The sequence below is a fragment of the bacterium genome (assembly GCA_036524115.1).
Classification (GTDB): Bacteria; JAUVQV01; JAUVQV01; order JAUVQV01; family DATDCY01; genus DATDCY01.
In genome coordinates this window covers 1-14,825 of the sequence record DATDCY010000192.1, presented here as the reverse complement: position 1 = coordinate 14,825, position 14,825 = coordinate 1, and the positions used below count along the sequence as shown (strand labels likewise).

The 14,825-nt window shown below is 69.8% G+C and carries 11 protein-coding genes; 10 read left to right on the top strand and 1 reads right to left on the bottom strand.

Annotated elements, in window-relative coordinates:
* Positions 1-1,770: elongation factor G (gene fusA / locus VI078_09295; protein HEY5999476.1), on the bottom strand; the 1,770-nt coding region annotated here is incomplete at its 3' end.
* A gap of 388 nt (positions 1,771-2,158) precedes the next feature.
* On the opposite strand from fusA, the gene lipA reads away from it, so the two are divergent.
* The 10 genes from lipA to VI078_09245 all read left to right on the top strand — a co-directional run.
* Complete coding sequence (gene lipA, locus VI078_09290) at positions 2,159-3,004, top strand: lipoyl synthase (GenBank protein HEY5999475.1); 846 nt, start codon at positions 2,159-2,161, stop codon at positions 3,002-3,004.
* Positions 3,001-3,462, top strand: coding sequence for a YaiI/YqxD family protein (locus VI078_09285; GenBank protein HEY5999474.1), 462 nt, complete (start codon positions 3,001-3,003; stop codon positions 3,460-3,462). The genes lipA and VI078_09285 overlap by 4 nt, the downstream gene beginning before the upstream one ends.
* Positions 3,463-3,605: 143 nt before the next feature.
* The gene (locus VI078_09280; GenBank protein ID HEY5999473.1) at positions 3,606-8,678 is read left to right on the top strand and encodes an Ig-like domain-containing protein; all 5,073 of its coding nucleotides are present in this window, start codon (positions 3,606-3,608) and stop codon (positions 8,676-8,678) included.
* A 110-nt stretch (positions 8,679-8,788) separates the two neighbouring features.
* Positions 8,789-9,283, top strand: a complete 495-nt coding sequence (locus VI078_09275) for a DinB family protein (protein HEY5999472.1) — start codon at positions 8,789-8,791, stop codon at positions 9,281-9,283.
* A 115-nt stretch (positions 9,284-9,398) separates the two neighbouring features.
* A complete protein-coding gene (locus tag VI078_09270; protein HEY5999471.1) occupies positions 9,399-9,878 on the top strand; it encodes a CpXC domain-containing protein in 480 nt (159 codons plus the stop codon).
* Between the two features lie 264 nt (positions 9,879-10,142).
* Positions 10,143-10,340, top strand: coding sequence for a hypothetical protein (locus tag VI078_09265; GenBank protein HEY5999470.1), 198 nt, complete (start codon positions 10,143-10,145; stop codon positions 10,338-10,340).
* A gap of 198 nt (positions 10,341-10,538) precedes the next feature.
* Positions 10,539-11,837, top strand: coding sequence for a homoserine dehydrogenase (locus tag VI078_09260; protein HEY5999469.1), 1,299 nt, complete (start codon positions 10,539-10,541; stop codon positions 11,835-11,837).
* On the top strand, positions 11,834-13,063 hold the full coding sequence (locus tag VI078_09255; GenBank protein ID HEY5999468.1) for a cofactor-independent phosphoglycerate mutase: 1,230 nt from the start codon (positions 11,834-11,836) through the stop codon (positions 13,061-13,063). The genes VI078_09260 and VI078_09255 overlap by 4 nt, the downstream gene beginning before the upstream one ends.
* 6 nt (positions 13,064-13,069) lie before the next feature.
* On the top strand, positions 13,070-13,684 hold the full coding sequence (gene smpB / locus VI078_09250) for an SsrA-binding protein SmpB (GenBank protein HEY5999467.1): 615 nt from the start codon (positions 13,070-13,072) through the stop codon (positions 13,682-13,684).
* A gap of 8 nt (positions 13,685-13,692) precedes the next feature.
* The coding region (locus tag VI078_09245; protein HEY5999466.1) for an SGNH/GDSL hydrolase family protein at positions 13,693-14,825 on the top strand (1,133 nt) is incomplete at its 3' end.

The following is a 14,825-nucleotide window of genomic DNA, read 5'->3' as shown; positions in this document are numbered from 1 at the left end:
GTAGTTGAACTCCGCGCGGCGCCTCACCGTCTCGCGGTAGGCGACCTGCGGCTTCCCGACCTCGACCTCGCAGTGGTACTCGCGCTTGATGCGCTCGAGGTAGATGTCGAGGTGCAGCTCGCCCATGCCGGAGATGATCGTCTGGGCGCTCTCCTCGTCGCGGCGGACGCGGAAGGTCGGGTCCTCCTTGGTGAAGCGATTGAGGGCCTTCGAGAAGTTCTGCTCGCCCTCCTCGAGCGGCTCGATGAAGCCCGCGACGCGGCCGTACTGGCCCGAGCCGCCGGTCTGCTTCTTGTGCGTGTAGTTGAACTCGGCGCGCCGCGTGATCGTCTCGCGGTAGGCGACCTGCGGCTTGCCGGCCTCGACCTCGGCGCCGTACTCGCGGCGCATGCGCTCGAGGTAGACCTCGAGGTGCAGCTCGCCCATGCCCGAGATGATCGTCTCGTTGGTCTCCGGGTCGGCGTGGACGCGGAAGGTCGGGTCCTCCTTGGAGAAGCGATTCAGCGCCTTGCTCATGTTGTCCTGCGCCTTGTGGTTCTTCGGCACGACGGCCAGCGAGATGACCGGCGCCGGCACGAACATCGAGGTCATCGAGTAGGAGACCGCCGGGTCGGTGAAGGTGTCGCCCGAGGCGCAGTCGATGCCGAAGAGCGCGACGATGTCGCCGGAGGTGGCCGAGTCGATGTCCTCCATCTCGTCGGCGTGCATGCGCACGAGGCGGCCGACCTTGACCTTCTTGCCCGTGCGCGAGTTGACGATGGTGTCGCCCTTGGTGAGCCTGCCCTGGTAGGTGCGGATGTAGGTGAGCTGGCCATAGCGGCCGTCCTCGAGCTTGAAGGCGAGCGCGACCGTCGGGTCGGCGGGGTCCGCCGTGAGCTTCACTTCCTTCTCGGCCTCGGCGAGGTTCAGGGCGACGTTCTCGACATCCAGCGGGCTCGGGAGGTAGTGGCCGACCGCGTCGAGCAGCGGCTGCACCGCCTTGTTCTTGTAGGCCGAGCCGACGAGCACGGGGGTGAGCTTGAGCGCGAGGGTGCCGCGGCGCACCGCCTCGCGGATCTGCGCCGGCGTCGGCGCGCCCTCGAGCATCGCCTCCATCAGCTCGTCCGAGAACATCGAGACGGCGTCCAGCATCTCCTCGCGCTTCTTCGCGGCGTCGGCGGCGAGCCGGGCCGGGATCTCCTCGACGCGGATGCTCTCGCCCTTCTCGCCGTCGAAGTACAGCGCCTTCATCTCGACGAGGTCGACGACCCCCTCGAGATCGGCCTCGAGGCCGATCGGGATCTGCAGCAGGACGGCGTTGTGGCCGAGCTTCTCGCGCAGCTGGGCGACGACGCGCTCGGGGTTGGCGCCGGTGCGGTCGCACTTGTTGACGAACGCGATGCGCGGGACCTTGTAGCGGGTCATCTGGCGGTCGACGGTGATGCTCTGCGACTGCACGCCGCCGACGGAGCAGAGCACGAGGATCGCGCCGTCGAGCACGCGCAGGGAGCGCTCGACCTCGATGGTGAAGTCGACGTGCCCGGGGGTGTCGATGATGTTGATCGTGTGCTCGCCCCAGGAGCAGTTGGTCGCGGCCGACTGGATCGTGATGCCGCGCTCGCGCTCGAGCTCCATCGAGTCCATCTTCGCGCCGACGCCGTCCTTGCCCTTGACGTCGTGGATGGCGTGGATGCGCTTGGTGTAGAAGAGGATGCGCTCGGTGAGCGTCGTCTTGCCCGAGTCGATGTGCGCGCTGATGCCGATGTTCCTGACCTTCTCCAGCTCTTTCATCTGCTCCGTTCCCCGGCCGCCACCCGCGGCCCGCTGTTCCAAGCCCGCCCGTCGTGCCGCAGCGAATCCCCCTCTGTCGTGGCGGGGAGGTCGTCGCGGCGTCCCCGTCGCGCGGGGACACGGAATGAAGAAGAGGAAAGGTAGTGATCTGAGGCGGATTTGTCAAGCAAAATCAGCGGCGAACATCCGCCGCCCGGGTCCCCGTGACGGTGCCGGGCCGCGGCCCGGGGGCGCCTGTTCACTTTCGTCTCGCCCTGCGTGCCCGCGGCGGCGGGGCGGTGCCGTGCGGCCGCTGAGCCGAGGCCCGCACGCAGCTCGACGAGAGGCGGACGCAAGAGACCGCCCCGCGGCGTTGACAGGCCGGCCGCCGGCGGGTCACGATGCGCCCATGCGCAAGCCGGCCTGGGTGCTGCCGACGGCTCGCGACCCGGCCGGCGGCCACGCGGTGCGGCGGCTGATGCGCGAGCTGGGCCTGGCGACCGTCTGCGAGTCCGCGCGCTGCCCGAACATCAGCGAGTGCCTCGGCGCGGGCACCGCGACGTTCCTCATCCTCGGCGACCGCTGCACCCGCCGCTGCGGCTTCTGCGCCGTCGCCACGGGGGCCCCCGCGCCGGCGGGCCCCGGCGAGCCCGCCGCGGTGTCCGCGGCCGTCGCCCGGCTCGGGCTCGACTACGCGGTCGTGACCTCGGTGACCCGCGACGACCTTGCGGATGGGGGCGCGGCGTACTTCGCGGCGACGATCCGCGCGGTCCGCTCGGCCGTCCCCCGGGCGCGCGTCGAGGTCCTGGTCCCCGACTTCGCGGGCGCGCCGGGGGCGCTCGAGACGGTGCTCGCCGCAGCCCCGGACGTCCTCGCCCACAACGTGGAGACGGTCCCGCGCCTCTACCCGCGCGTGCGCCCCGGCGCCGACTACGGGCGCTCGCTCGCGCTGCTGCGCCGTTCGCGCGAGATCGCCGTCGCCGTCCCGACGAAGTCCGGTCTCATGGTCGGCCTCGGCGAAGAGCCCGCCGAGATCGTCGCCGTGATGCGCGACCTCGCGGACGCCGGCGTCGAGGTGTTGACCGTCGGCCAGTACCTGCAGCCGCGCGCCACGAGCCTGCCGGTGGAGCGGTATCTGGCGCCGACGGAATTCGCGGCGCTCGCGGACGCCGGCCGCGCCGCCGGCATCGCGCGGGTCGCCGCGGCGCCGCTGGTGCGCAGCTCCTACCGGGCGCGGGAGCTACACCGCGCGTGAGCACGATCTATGTCGACGCCGACGCCTGCCCCGTCAAGGAGGAGGTCTACCGGGTCGCCGCCCGCTACGGCATCCCCGTGGTCCTCGTCGCGAACTCCCGGATGCGCTTGCCCGACGGGGGCGCCGTCCGGCTCGAAATCGTCGCGGGCGGCCGGCTGGACTCCGCGGACGACTGGATCGCCGCGCGCGCCCGCGCCGGGGACATCGTCGTCACCGCGGACATCCCGCTGGCAGCGCGCTGCGTCGCCGCCGGGGCGGGCGCGATCGACCCGCGTGGGAAGGTGCACACGGAGGACTCCGTCGGCGACGCGCTGGCGACCCGCAACCTGATGGCGGACCTCCGCGAGGCCGGGACGATCTCCGGGGGCGGCCCGGCGCCGTTCGCGAAGCGCGAGCGCTCCCTCTTCCTGCAGAAGCTGGACGAAATGGTGCACCGCATGCGTCGCACGGCTTGTTGAGGGCCGGCCCCCTGCACTGAGACAATCCGCTCTTAGCGGCAAAGGATCCCTGGCCGTGGCGTTGGCGCATGGAGCCGGCGGCAGCGTTCAGAATCCGGAATCCCCCTGGAATTCTCGGGATTCTTTCGCTAATATTCACATTCATGTCCCGTATCGCGGGCAGCTCACCGCGGGTCGCCGGTCGCCGCACCAGCACTGTCGGCATCCCGGTGTTGTGCTTCGCGGGCCTGCTCGCCCTGGGGAGCTTCCCCTGCCCGCTCCGCGCCGTCGAACTGGTCTCGGGAGTGACCGACCCGGCGTTCCTGGGCAACACCGCAAGCGGCGCCAGCGACGGGGTCGGCAAGGCCGCCCTGAGCGCTGACGGCCGGTACGTGGCGTTCACGAGCGTCGCGTCCAATCTCGTGAGCGGCGACACCAATGCCACCTGCGACGTCTTCGTCCGCGACCTCCAGTCCGGCACCACGGCGCGGGTGAGCGTCGGCAGCGCCGCGGCCGAGGGGGACGGCTGTTCCGACGAGGGCGCTCTCGCCTCCGGCGGCCGCTACGCGGTCTTCAAGAGCGCCGCCTCGACGCTGGTCGATGGCGACACCAACGGCACAACCGATATCTTCCGTATGGACCTGGAGGTCGGGACCCTCGTCCGGGTGAGCACGGGCAGCGGGGGCGCCCAGGCCTACGGCGACTCTCGGGAACCCGTGATCAGCGCCGATGGCCGCTTCGTGGCCTTCACCAGCGCGGCCACGGACCTCGTCCCGGGTGACGTCGACGGTCTGGAAGACGTGTACGTCAAGGACCTGCAGACCGGGACGACCGTCTGCGCCAGCACGAACAGCAGCGGCGTGCGCGGCAACAACTGGTCGCGCTCCCCGTCCATCAGCGCGGACGGCAGGTACGTCGCCTTCGAAAGCGGCGCGTTGAACCTGACGGCAGGGGCGAATGGCGGCCTCTTCGTCAAGGACCTGCAGACGGGGCTGGTCACCTGCGCGAGCACCACGCCGGATGGCGCCCAAGCCAATGGGGACTCCGCGGAGCCTTTTCTGAGTGCCGACGGCCGCTACGTCACGTTCCGGAGCTATGCGAGTAACCTCGCGGGCGGCTGCCTGAATGTCTTCGTCAAGGACCTGCAAACCGGTGCGGTCGTCTGCGCCAGCACGAACGCGGACGGCGTCGCCGCGAACGAGCTCGCCGCCCAGGCCTCCAGCACCGACGGGCGGCATGTCGTCTTCAGGAGCGCTGCGACCAACCTGGTCGACGGGACGTTCTACGCCCGCGACCGCGTCTACCTCAAGGACCTCCTTTCGGGGAGCATCACGATTCTCAGCGCCGCCGCCGACGGCGTGGCCGCGTCCGACAACTCGGGGAGCCCCGCGATCAGCGCCGATGGACGTCGCGTCGCTTTTTGGAGCAAGGACGCCGGACTCGTCGCTGGAGACGCCAACGGCGTCGCGGACGTCTTCGTGAAGGACACGGTGACGGGGTCGCTCGCCCTCGCCTCCGCGCGGGACGCCACCGTGGTGATGCTGTTCTCGGTTCCGGGGGACAGCCGGTCCTCGGGTCTCTCGGCGAGCGAAGACGGGCGCTTCGTGCTCTTCACCAGCCGGGCCGCGACCCTGGTTGATGGGGACTCCAACGGGACCTGGGACGTGTTCGTCCGCGACATGCAGACCGGGGTCACCACGCGGGTCAGCACGGACTCGGCCGGCGTCCAGGCCGACGGCCTCGCCAACGGGTGCGCCATCAGCGGCGACGGCCGGTACGCCCTGTTCTCGAGCTATGCCGGCAACCTCGTCGAGGGCGACACCAACGCCACCGCCGACATCTTCGTGAAGGACCTGCTGGCGGGGAGCACCACGCGGGTCAGCACCGACAGCTCCGGCGTGGAGGCGAACGGCGGTTCCGCCTGCGGCGGCATCAGTCATGACGGCCGCATCGTCACCTTCTCGAGCCTCGCCTCCAATCTCGTGCCGGGCGACGTCAACGGGAAATCGGACATCTTCATCAAGGACCGGCTGAGCGGCGCGATCACCAGGGAGAGCACGGGTTCGAGCGGCACCGAGGCCAACGGCGACTCGTATTTTCCCGCCGTCAGCGGCGACGGCCGCTCCGTGGCCTTCCGGAGTGCGGCCGGCAACCTCGTTGACGGCGACACCGGGGCCGCCGACATCTTCGTGAAGAACCGGGAGACCGGCGTCACGGTGCGGGCGAGCACCAGCAGCGCGGGTGCCCAGGCCAACGGCTCCTCCGACCTTCCGGTCCTCAGCTACGACGGTCGCTTCGTTGCTTTCCAGAGCGCGGCGAACAACCTCGTGAGCGGTGACACGAACACCTGGCAGGACATCTTCGTCAAGGACCTCCAGACGGGGGCGACGAGGATCGCGAGCACCGGCACCTATGGCGAGCGGGCGATCCTCGACTGCGCGGCTCCTGCCATCAGCGCTGACGGGAGATATGTCGTCTTCTCGAACGGAGGCCCTGGCCTTGCAGGCAACGACACGAACATCTTCAGTGACGTCTTCCTCAAGGATCTGCGCCTCGGGACTCTCGATCTCGTCAGCGTGGGGAGGGCAGGCGAGGCGGGGGACGGCGCCGCCACGAATCCGGCCATCAGCGGCGATGGCCGGCAGGTGGTGTTCACGAGCGCCGCGACCAACCTCGTGAACGGCGACGGCAATGGCGCCCTGGATGTGTTCCGCACCGCCGTGCACTCCGATCTCCGGCTGCGCGTGGCCGGCACGACAGCGGCGACGGCAGGAAAGAAGGCGTTGTTCTGGATCACCTTCAGCACGGCGGGGCCAAACACCGCACAGGACGTGAGCGTGACCACCGCGGTACCGGCCGGCAGCACGTTCGCGGACGCGCGGGCGGACCGCCCGGGCTGGACGATCTCCGCCCCCGCCGTGGGGGGCACCGGCCAGATCGTGTTCTCCCGCCCCTACGCGACCCTCGGCGTGGAGCACAAGTTCACGGTGCTGCTCGATGTCGACCCGGCCGTCGAAGCGGGGGCTGCGCTCACGCTCGGTGCCCAGGCCGCTTCGACCACACCGGACCTGCATCCGGAGGACGACGTCGCGTCCTGGACGCAGACCGTGGCGTCTGCCGCGGATCTGGCCGTCAGCGCGACCTCTCCTGATACCGTCGAACCCGGCGGGACGTATGACGTCGTCCTGACGGTGACCAACAACGGACCAAGCGTCGCGCGCGACGTCGTGCTGGCGACGACATTCCCCGACGGCACGGCGTTTGTCTCTCAAGCGCAGACAGCGGGCCCGGCCTTTGACCTCGGCTCCGGCCGCCCGCTGACAAACACCGCCGCTTCCCTGGCTCCGGGCGCTGGCGCCGTCTTCAGGATCACCGTGGCCGCCGGCGCCGATCTCGCCGAGGGCACCGTGTTGGTCACTGCTTCCTCGGTTGCCGCCAGCACCGGCGACCCGCCTCCCGGCGATGCGAACAACACGGCCGCCGCGACCACCAGCGTGAAGACGGTCGACGACCCGCCCACGCTCGACCCGGTCGAGGATGTGACGATCGACGAGGATTCGGCGGCACAGGTGGTGAACCTTGGCGGGATCAGCGCGGGGCCGGGAGAGAGCCAGACCCTCTCCGTGACGGCGGTTTCCTCGAACCCGGACGTCATTCCGGGCCCGGACGTAACCTATGTGAGCCCGGCGGCCACGGGGAGCCTCTCCTTCACCCCCGTGGCCGACGCGAGCGGGCACGTGACGATCACCGTCTCGGTCGACGACGGTGCGGCGACGACCTCCCGGTCCTTCACCATCGCCGTTCTGCCGGTGAATGACGCGCCGATCGCAGCGGCGGACGCCCACGTCGTGCAGCGAGGGGGCTGGCTCACCCAGCCCGCTCCGGGGGTGTTGGGCAACGACACGGACGTGGACGGCGATGCACTGGCGGCGGTGAAGGTGTCGGACCCGCTGCACGGGACGCTGACGTTGAACGCGGACGGCTCTTTCAGCTATGTGCACGACGGGTCGGCAGCCCTGAGCGACACGTTCAGCTACCAGGCAAGCGACGGGACGGTGAGTTCGAGCGTGGCGACGGTGACGATAGCAGTAAGCGATCCCCCAGGGGCCTTCCCCAAGAACGCGCCGGTCAACGCGTCCACCGGCCAGGCGACCAGCCTGACGCTGAGTTGGAGCGCGAGCAGCGGAGCGACCAGCTACGAATACTGTTGCGACACGGACGGCGGCGACATCTGCCCCGGGGGGTGGACAAGCGCCGACGCCGGCACCAGTGTCGGCGTGAGCGGGCTGAACACGAACACGACCTACTCCTGGCAGGTGCGTGCCAGGAATGCCAGCGGCACGACGGACGCCGACGCGGGCGCCCGGTGGAGCTTTAGGACAGCAAACCTGCCGCCGGTCCTCGGCCCTGTCGGCGACAAGGCGTCAACCGAGGGAAAGGCGCTGCAGTTCTCGCTCACCGCGAATGACCCGGACTCGGGCACCCTGGAATACGGCGCGGCCGCCATGCCTTCGGGGGCGGTTCTTGATCCGGACACCGGCGCGTTCTCGTGGACCCCGGGCTACGATCAGGCGGGCAGCTATCCGGTGACCTTCACCGTCAGGGACGAGTCTTCAACCGATTCCGAGACGATCACGATCACGGTCGGCAACCCCACGGGGCCGATATTCCGCGATGACTTCTCAGATGGGGCGGCATTCACGGATTGGAGAAGGGTTTCCGGAAGCTGGCTTGCGAGCGCCGGGGTCTACGCGGCGCGATCATTGACGCTGACCAACCTCGCGAGGATTGCGCCCCTTGATCCGTCGGCCAGGCCCATCGGCGCCGGGATGATGCAGGCACGAGTGAAGATCACCTCGGCGGGCTCCGGGGCGTGGCCGAACGCCAGCCTGGTCTTCGGCTACACGGACCCCAAGCACTATCGCTGGGTGAGGATCACCGGGACGGAAGTCCAGATCGGTCAGACCGGAAACGTGGGTGGCGTCGCCGGCGGCGTCAAGAGGAGGGTGGCGAGGAGCCATGCCATCGGCAGGAGCATACTGCTCACGGTGAAGATCTACCCCAGCGGCTGGGTTCGCGTTTATGAGGGTGCCGGACTTAGGGCCGTAGCGGCCTACCGTTTCCTCTTGGGAGTACTGCCGAGTGTTGCGAGGGGGGGCGCAGGATTGGCGGCTTCGAGGACCAGGACCATCTTCGACGACGTGAGGGTGTGGGACGAGTCCGCGCTCGTGCCCTGACGTGCCCCCGCGTGCCCCGAGCGCGAGAGGGCGTAGAGCTGGAGCCGAGCCCGCCCGCGGCGGTCACTGGTATGCTCCAATTGACGCCGCGAACGGCGACGGAGGTGACCATGGCAGTGAGGGATTCCATGCTCCCCGAGTACGACCAGGAGATCGCGACGACCCGCAGGTTTCTCGAGCGCATCCCCGAGCGCGACGCGGGCTGGAGACCGCACGCGAAGTCGATGCCGTTGGGCGATCTGGCGGTCCACATCGCCGCCCTCCCCTGGTGGCTGGCGATGACGCTGACGACCACCGAGGTGGACGTGGCCACGATGCCGCAGCCCCCCGCCTTCGCCACCACCGCCGAGCTGCTGGCGCGCTTCGACGCCAACGCCGCCGCGGGCCGCGCCGCGCTGGCGCGCGCGACCGAAGCCGACCTGGCCTTGGCGTGGTCGCTCAGGAGCGGCGCGCAGGTCTTCTTCACGGCGCCGCGGGGTGCGGTCCTGCGCTCCTTCGTCCTCAGCCACCTGATCCACCACCGCGCGCAGCTCGGCGTCTACCTGCGGCTGCGGGACGTGCCGCTGCCGTTCTGCTACGGGCCGTCGGCCGACAGCGCGGGCTGAGGGCGCTTCAGCGCGCGCAGGGAGCCAGCTCTTTCCGCCGCCGGGCCTTGAACCGCCCGGGCGGGATGGTGGTATGCTCGCGCCGCCGGAATTGCGGCGGGGAGGGCGAGAGCTCATGTCCATCAAGCGAGACGAGGAGATCCCGTGCCCGCGCTGCGGGCGGACGGAGACCATCACGCTCTGGGAGTCGATCGACGCGGAGCCCGACCCGGAGGCGCGCGAGGCGCTCTTCGAGGCGAAGATCAACCGCTTCGACTGCCCCGGGTGCGAGTTCGACGCGATCGTCCCGGTGCCGCTGCTCTACCACGACCGGCGGCGGCAGTTCCTCGTGCAGCACTTCCCGTTCGGGTTGCTCGATGAAGAGGAGTTCGTGGGCCGGTTCACGTCCGACGGGCGTGACCGGCGGGTGCTCGATGCCTTCCGGGAGGCCATGGCGGCGAAGAAGATCCCGCCCGGCGCGGAGCCGGCAGAGCCGCACCTGGTCTTCGACATGGCGGAGCTGGTGCGCTACATCCTGTTTCGCGAGCGGGTCTTCGACCGCTGCGCAGCCCAGGAGAAGGCCGAGGGGAAGGACGAGACTCCGGATGTACCATGAATAGATAATCTGTACATGCTCGTTGTTTCCTATCTATCTGAAATTAAAAGAAATGTATCGCAAGGCACCTTGTCAGTAAGAACATATTCCTTGTACATTCCGCCTCTTTGATCAGAACAGTCCGATTCAGTCGTCGGACTGATGTTTGTGCTAACTCATTGATATTGCATGTTTGTTATCCATGAACCGGGCCGCTGCCCACCGCTGGCACGATTGATGCTGTAGAGAAGGGCAAGAACACAAACACCGAGGAGGTGAGCGGTCATGGCAACGATGGTTGAGGCGGTGGGACTCGGACGGCACAGCGGTTCGGTGGCAGCGGCAGAGGCGGCGGCGCACGGCAGTGAGAGCGTGGCGAAGAACGTTCTTCTGTTCTTCGCGGCTCCTTTCATCGGACTGGCGTACATCATCGCCTTCCCGTTCATCGGCGTGGCGGTGATGGTCAGGACCGCCCTCCGCTAGGGCGCCCGGCCCGATCGACGGTCTCCGGCGCGGGGAACCATCCCGCGCCGGATGCGCGTCCGGGGCACCCCCCCCAGTCCCATCCGGCGCCGGGTTCGGGCGCGCGAATGCTATAATCCCCCCGCTGTTGAGTCTCATTCTTGAACACTTGAGCGAACCCTCCGTCCCCGCGCGGGCCGGACGGGACGAGGGCGTGGCATGGATGCGGTCAAGGTCGGCCTGATCGGCTTCGGGACGGTGGGCAAGGGCGTCGTCCGCGTGCTCCAGGAGAACGCGGACATCATCCGCGAGCGGCTCGGTTTCCCGCTCGAGCTGGCGCGCATCGCCGACAAGGACACGACGAGCGACCGCGGCGTCGCCATTCCCCCGGGGCTGCTCACGGCCGACGCGCGCGCGGTCGTCGAGGACCCGGCGGTCCCGATCGTGGTCGAGCTCATCGGCGGCATCTCCCCGGCGAAGGGCTTCATCCTCGAGGCGCTGCGGCGCGGCAAGTGCGTCGTCACGGCGAACAAGGCGCTGCTGGCCGACTCCTGGGAGGAGGTCTTCGGGGCTGCGGCTGCCGGCGGCGGCGCGATCGGGTTCGAGGCGAGCGTCGGCGGCGGCATCCCCGTGATCCGCGCCCTGCGCGAGGGGCTGGCCGCCAACCGCATCCAGTCGCTCCACGGGATCGTCAACGGGACGACGAACTACATCCTCTCGCGGATGACCGACGAGGGGATGGAGTACGGCTCGGTCCTCAAGAAGGCGCAGGAGCTGGGCTTCGCGGAGGCCGACCCGACGCTCGACGTCGAGGGGCACGACGCGGCGCACAAGCTGGCGATCCTCGCCTCGCTGGCGTTCGGCACGCGCGTGCGCACCGGCGAGGTGCACACCGAGGGGATCACGAAGGTCACGAAGCTGGACATCGCCTACGCGCGCGAACTCGGTTACGTCATCAAGCTGCTGGCGATCGCCAAGGACGCCGGCGGGCCGATCGAGGTGCGCGTGCACCCGACGCTCGTCCCCGCGCGCTTCCTGCTGGCGACGGTCGGCGGCGCCTTCAACGCGATCTACGTGCGCGGCGACGCGGTCGGGCCGTCGCTCTTCTACGGGCTCGGCGCGGGGAGCCTGCCGACCGCGAGCGCGGTCGTCGGCGACGTCATGGAACTGGCGCGCCGCGTCCGGGCGGGGAAGGGCGCCCCGGCGGCGCCGCCGGTGGCCGTGGCCCCCACGCGCCCGGTCCTCCCGCTGGACGAGGTCGTCAGCCCCTGCTACGTGCGGATCCAGGCGCTCGATCGGCCGGGCGTCCTCGCGAACGTGGCGGGAATCCTCGCGCGGCACGAGATCAGCATTGCGAGCGTCATCCAGAAGGAGCGCGAGAAGGGGCGCGCGGTGCCGATCGTGCTCATGACCCACGAAGCGCGCGGCGCTGCGATCCGGGCGGCGCTGGACGAGGTCGCCAGGCTGCCGACGGTGAGCGGCGCCCCGCTCTGCATCCGCGTGGAGCGCGGCGAATGAAATACCTGGTGCTGATCCCCGACGGGGCGGCGGACTGGCCGGTCCCGGCGCTCGGCGGGAGGACGCCGCTGGAGGCCGCGGCGACGCCGAACCTCGACCGCATCGCCCGCGAGGGGGAGTGCGGGCGCGTGCGCACCGTCCCCGACGGGATGGACCCGGGAAGCGACGTCGCCGGCATGAGCATCTTCGGCAACGACCCGGCGGCCGTGTACACCGGGCGGGCGCCGCTGGAGGCCGCGAGCATGGGCGTCGCGCTCGCCGACGCCGATGTCGCCGTGCGCTGCAACCTCGTTTCGACGGGCGGCGCCGCGGTCGAGGACGAGGGCGCCGTGATGGCCGACTACAGCGCCGGCCACATCTCGACCGAGGAGGGGCGGCGGATCGTCGCGGACTTCCGCGAGAGCGACCTCTACGCCGAGCGTTTCCTGCCCGCCTTCGAGCTGTTCCCCGGCGTCGGGTACCGGCACCTGCTGGTGTGGCGCGGGGGTTCGACCGACGCGAAGCTCGTGCCGCCGCACGACATCACCGGCCAGCCGCTGGCGCCGCACCTGCCGCAGGGGCCGGCCGGCCCGAACCTGCTGGGCCTGATGGCGCTCGCGCACCCCTGGCTGCTGCTGCACCCGGTCAACCGCGAGCGGCGCGGCCGCGGGTTGCCGGCGGCGGACAACTTCTGGTTCTGGGGAGCCGGGCGGCGGCCGGCGCTCGCGCCGTTCGCGCAGCGGCACGGCCTGAGCGGGGCGGTGATCTCTGCGGTCGACCTCGTGAACGGCATCGGCGTGCTCATGGGGCTCGAGCGCGTGACGGTGCCGGGCGCCACGGGCTACGTGGAGACGAACTACCGCGGCAAGGCCGAGCACGCGCTGGCGGCGCTGGCGCGCCACGACGTCGTCTTCGTGCACATCGAGGCTCCCGACGAGGCCGGCCACGCGGGCGAGGCCGCAGAGAAGGTCCGTGCGCTCGAGCGCATCGACGCCGAGTTCCTCGGCACGGCGCTGCCCGGGCTGGCGCGGCTCGGGCCCCACCGGGTGCTCGTCGCGCCGGACCACTACACGCCGATCGCGCGCCGCTCGCACGTCGGCGAGCCGGTGCCGTTCGCGATCTGGCCGCGGCCCGGCGCGGCGGGGGCCGGCGCGGCACGCTTCACGGAGGCCGAGGTCGCGAAGACGGGTCTCGCGGTCGAGCGCGGCCACGAGCTGCTCGGCCGCCTCTTCAGCCAAGAGGGATGAGGGACGTTGCAGGCGGAGCCGTATTTCGAGCCGAGACAAGGCGCGCGACGAGCCGCGACTGAGGCGGGCTGGTGCCCGCCGCAGGGAGAGTATCCCCCCGCACTCGTCGGAGCTCGCGCGGGCAAGGATTGCACCGCAGTCACAGGCCGAAAGACGGCCCCGCCTGGCGAAAAGATCGTCTGCGTCAACAAGCGGGCGCGCCACGAGTACGAGATCCTCGAGACGCTCGAAGGCGGGCTTGCGCTCACGGGCACCGAGGTCAAGAGCCTGCGCGCGGGGCAGGCGAGCATCGCGGAGGGGTTCGTCGCCATCAGCGGCAACGAGGCCTGGCTCGTCGACTGCCAGATCCAGCCCTACGCCTTCGGCAACCTCAACAACCACGACCCGAAGCGCCGCCGCAAGATCCTGCTGCACCGGCGCGAGATCGCCAAGCTCACCGGCAAGGTCAAGGAGAAGGGGCTGACGCTCGTGCCGCTGAAGATCTACTTCAAGAACGGGCTGGCGAAGGTCGAGATCGGCGTCGGGCGCGGCAGGAAGCTCCACGACAAGCGCGAGGCGATCAAGCGCCGGGACACGGAGCGCGAGGCGCGGCGGGAGATGAGCGTCAAGGTCAGGGTGTAGGAGGCGCCGTGCGCCGGTTCGACATGGCTCCCGGGCGCCGCACCAGGAAGGCGCTGGCTTTCCTGGCCTGGGTCATCTCGCTCGTCCTGCTCCTTGCCGGCGGCCTGAGGCTGATCGACGGCGTCGTGGCCCGCCGCGCGGCGTCGACGACGAGGGCCGACGTCAGTTCGACCGAGCTGACGATCCGCTCCCTCGAGTTGTTCCCCTACGACGGTTTTCACGTGCAGCCGAACTTTCATCACCGCGGGCCCATGCCGTGGGAGTTGTACACGCCCGATGCCGATTTCGACGTCAGGACGGGGGACAAGGGCTTCTTCATTGACTTCTCGCTGGAAGATCCGCCCCCGAAGGCGCCGGACGAGTTCCGGATCATCCTTATCGGCGGCAGCGGCGCGCAGGGTTGGGGCGCGACGCGCAACGAGCGGATGTTCTACTCGCTGGCCGAGCGGGCGCTCAACGAACGGCTGGCCGGCCGCGGCGTCCACGTCCGGGTCATCAACCTCGCGATGGGCGGCAGCACGATCTACCAGAACTACCTGGCGCTCAACCAGTGGGGCCACGCGCTGGAGCCCGACCTGATCCTCGCGTACGTCGGCCGCAACGAGTTCTGGGTGCCGCTCAACCACTCGGACTGGACCGACGCCTTTGCCGGTTTCGGCGACCTCGACGCGTTCTCGCTGGCGATGCGGGGCGACGAGTACCCGCCGGGCCTGGCCTGGCTGGTGAGGCTGATGCCGAACACCATGCGCCGCACGAGCATCGGCCTCGGCGTGAAGCTGGCCTGGGGCTGGGAGCACTTCAAGCAGCGGGCGTGGTCGAGCTACACGGCAGCGCGCGGCCAGCGGACCGACAGTCCGCAGCAGGTGGTGGACGAGAACGTCGTACCGCGGCTCGTTCACAGCCTGCGCTCCATCAAGCGCGACTTCGACGGCGTGCCGGTCATGGTGATCTGGCAACCGATCCGGGAGGAGCTTTCCGGGCGCATGAAGGACGAGCGCGGGATGGTCTGGCGGGCGCTCAAGCCGGGGTTCTACGACGAGATGTTCGAGCGGACGAAGCGGGAGACCGCGGGATTCCTGAATGACCGCTGGTTCTTCGTCAATCTGCACGAGTTGAGCAAGGGAATCCAATCTCGGAGATG

Coding starts and splice junctions, on each gene's coding strand:
- lipA (HEY5999475.1), top strand. CDS start 2,159: ATGCGCAAGCCGGCCTGGGTGCTGCCGACGGCTCGCGACCCGGCCGGC.
- VI078_09280 (HEY5999473.1), top strand. CDS start 3,606: ATGTCCCGTATCGCGGGCAGCTCACCGCGGGTCGCCGGTCGCCGCACC.
- VI078_09275 (HEY5999472.1), top strand. CDS start 8,789: ATGGCAGTGAGGGATTCCATGCTCCCCGAGTACGACCAGGAGATCGCG.
- VI078_09270 (HEY5999471.1), top strand. CDS start 9,399: ATGTCCATCAAGCGAGACGAGGAGATCCCGTGCCCGCGCTGCGGGCGG.
- VI078_09265 (HEY5999470.1), top strand. CDS start 10,143: ATGGCAACGATGGTTGAGGCGGTGGGACTCGGACGGCACAGCGGTTCG.
- VI078_09260 (HEY5999469.1), top strand. CDS start 10,539: ATGGATGCGGTCAAGGTCGGCCTGATCGGCTTCGGGACGGTGGGCAAG.
- VI078_09255 (HEY5999468.1), top strand. CDS start 11,834: ATGAAATACCTGGTGCTGATCCCCGACGGGGCGGCGGACTGGCCGGTC.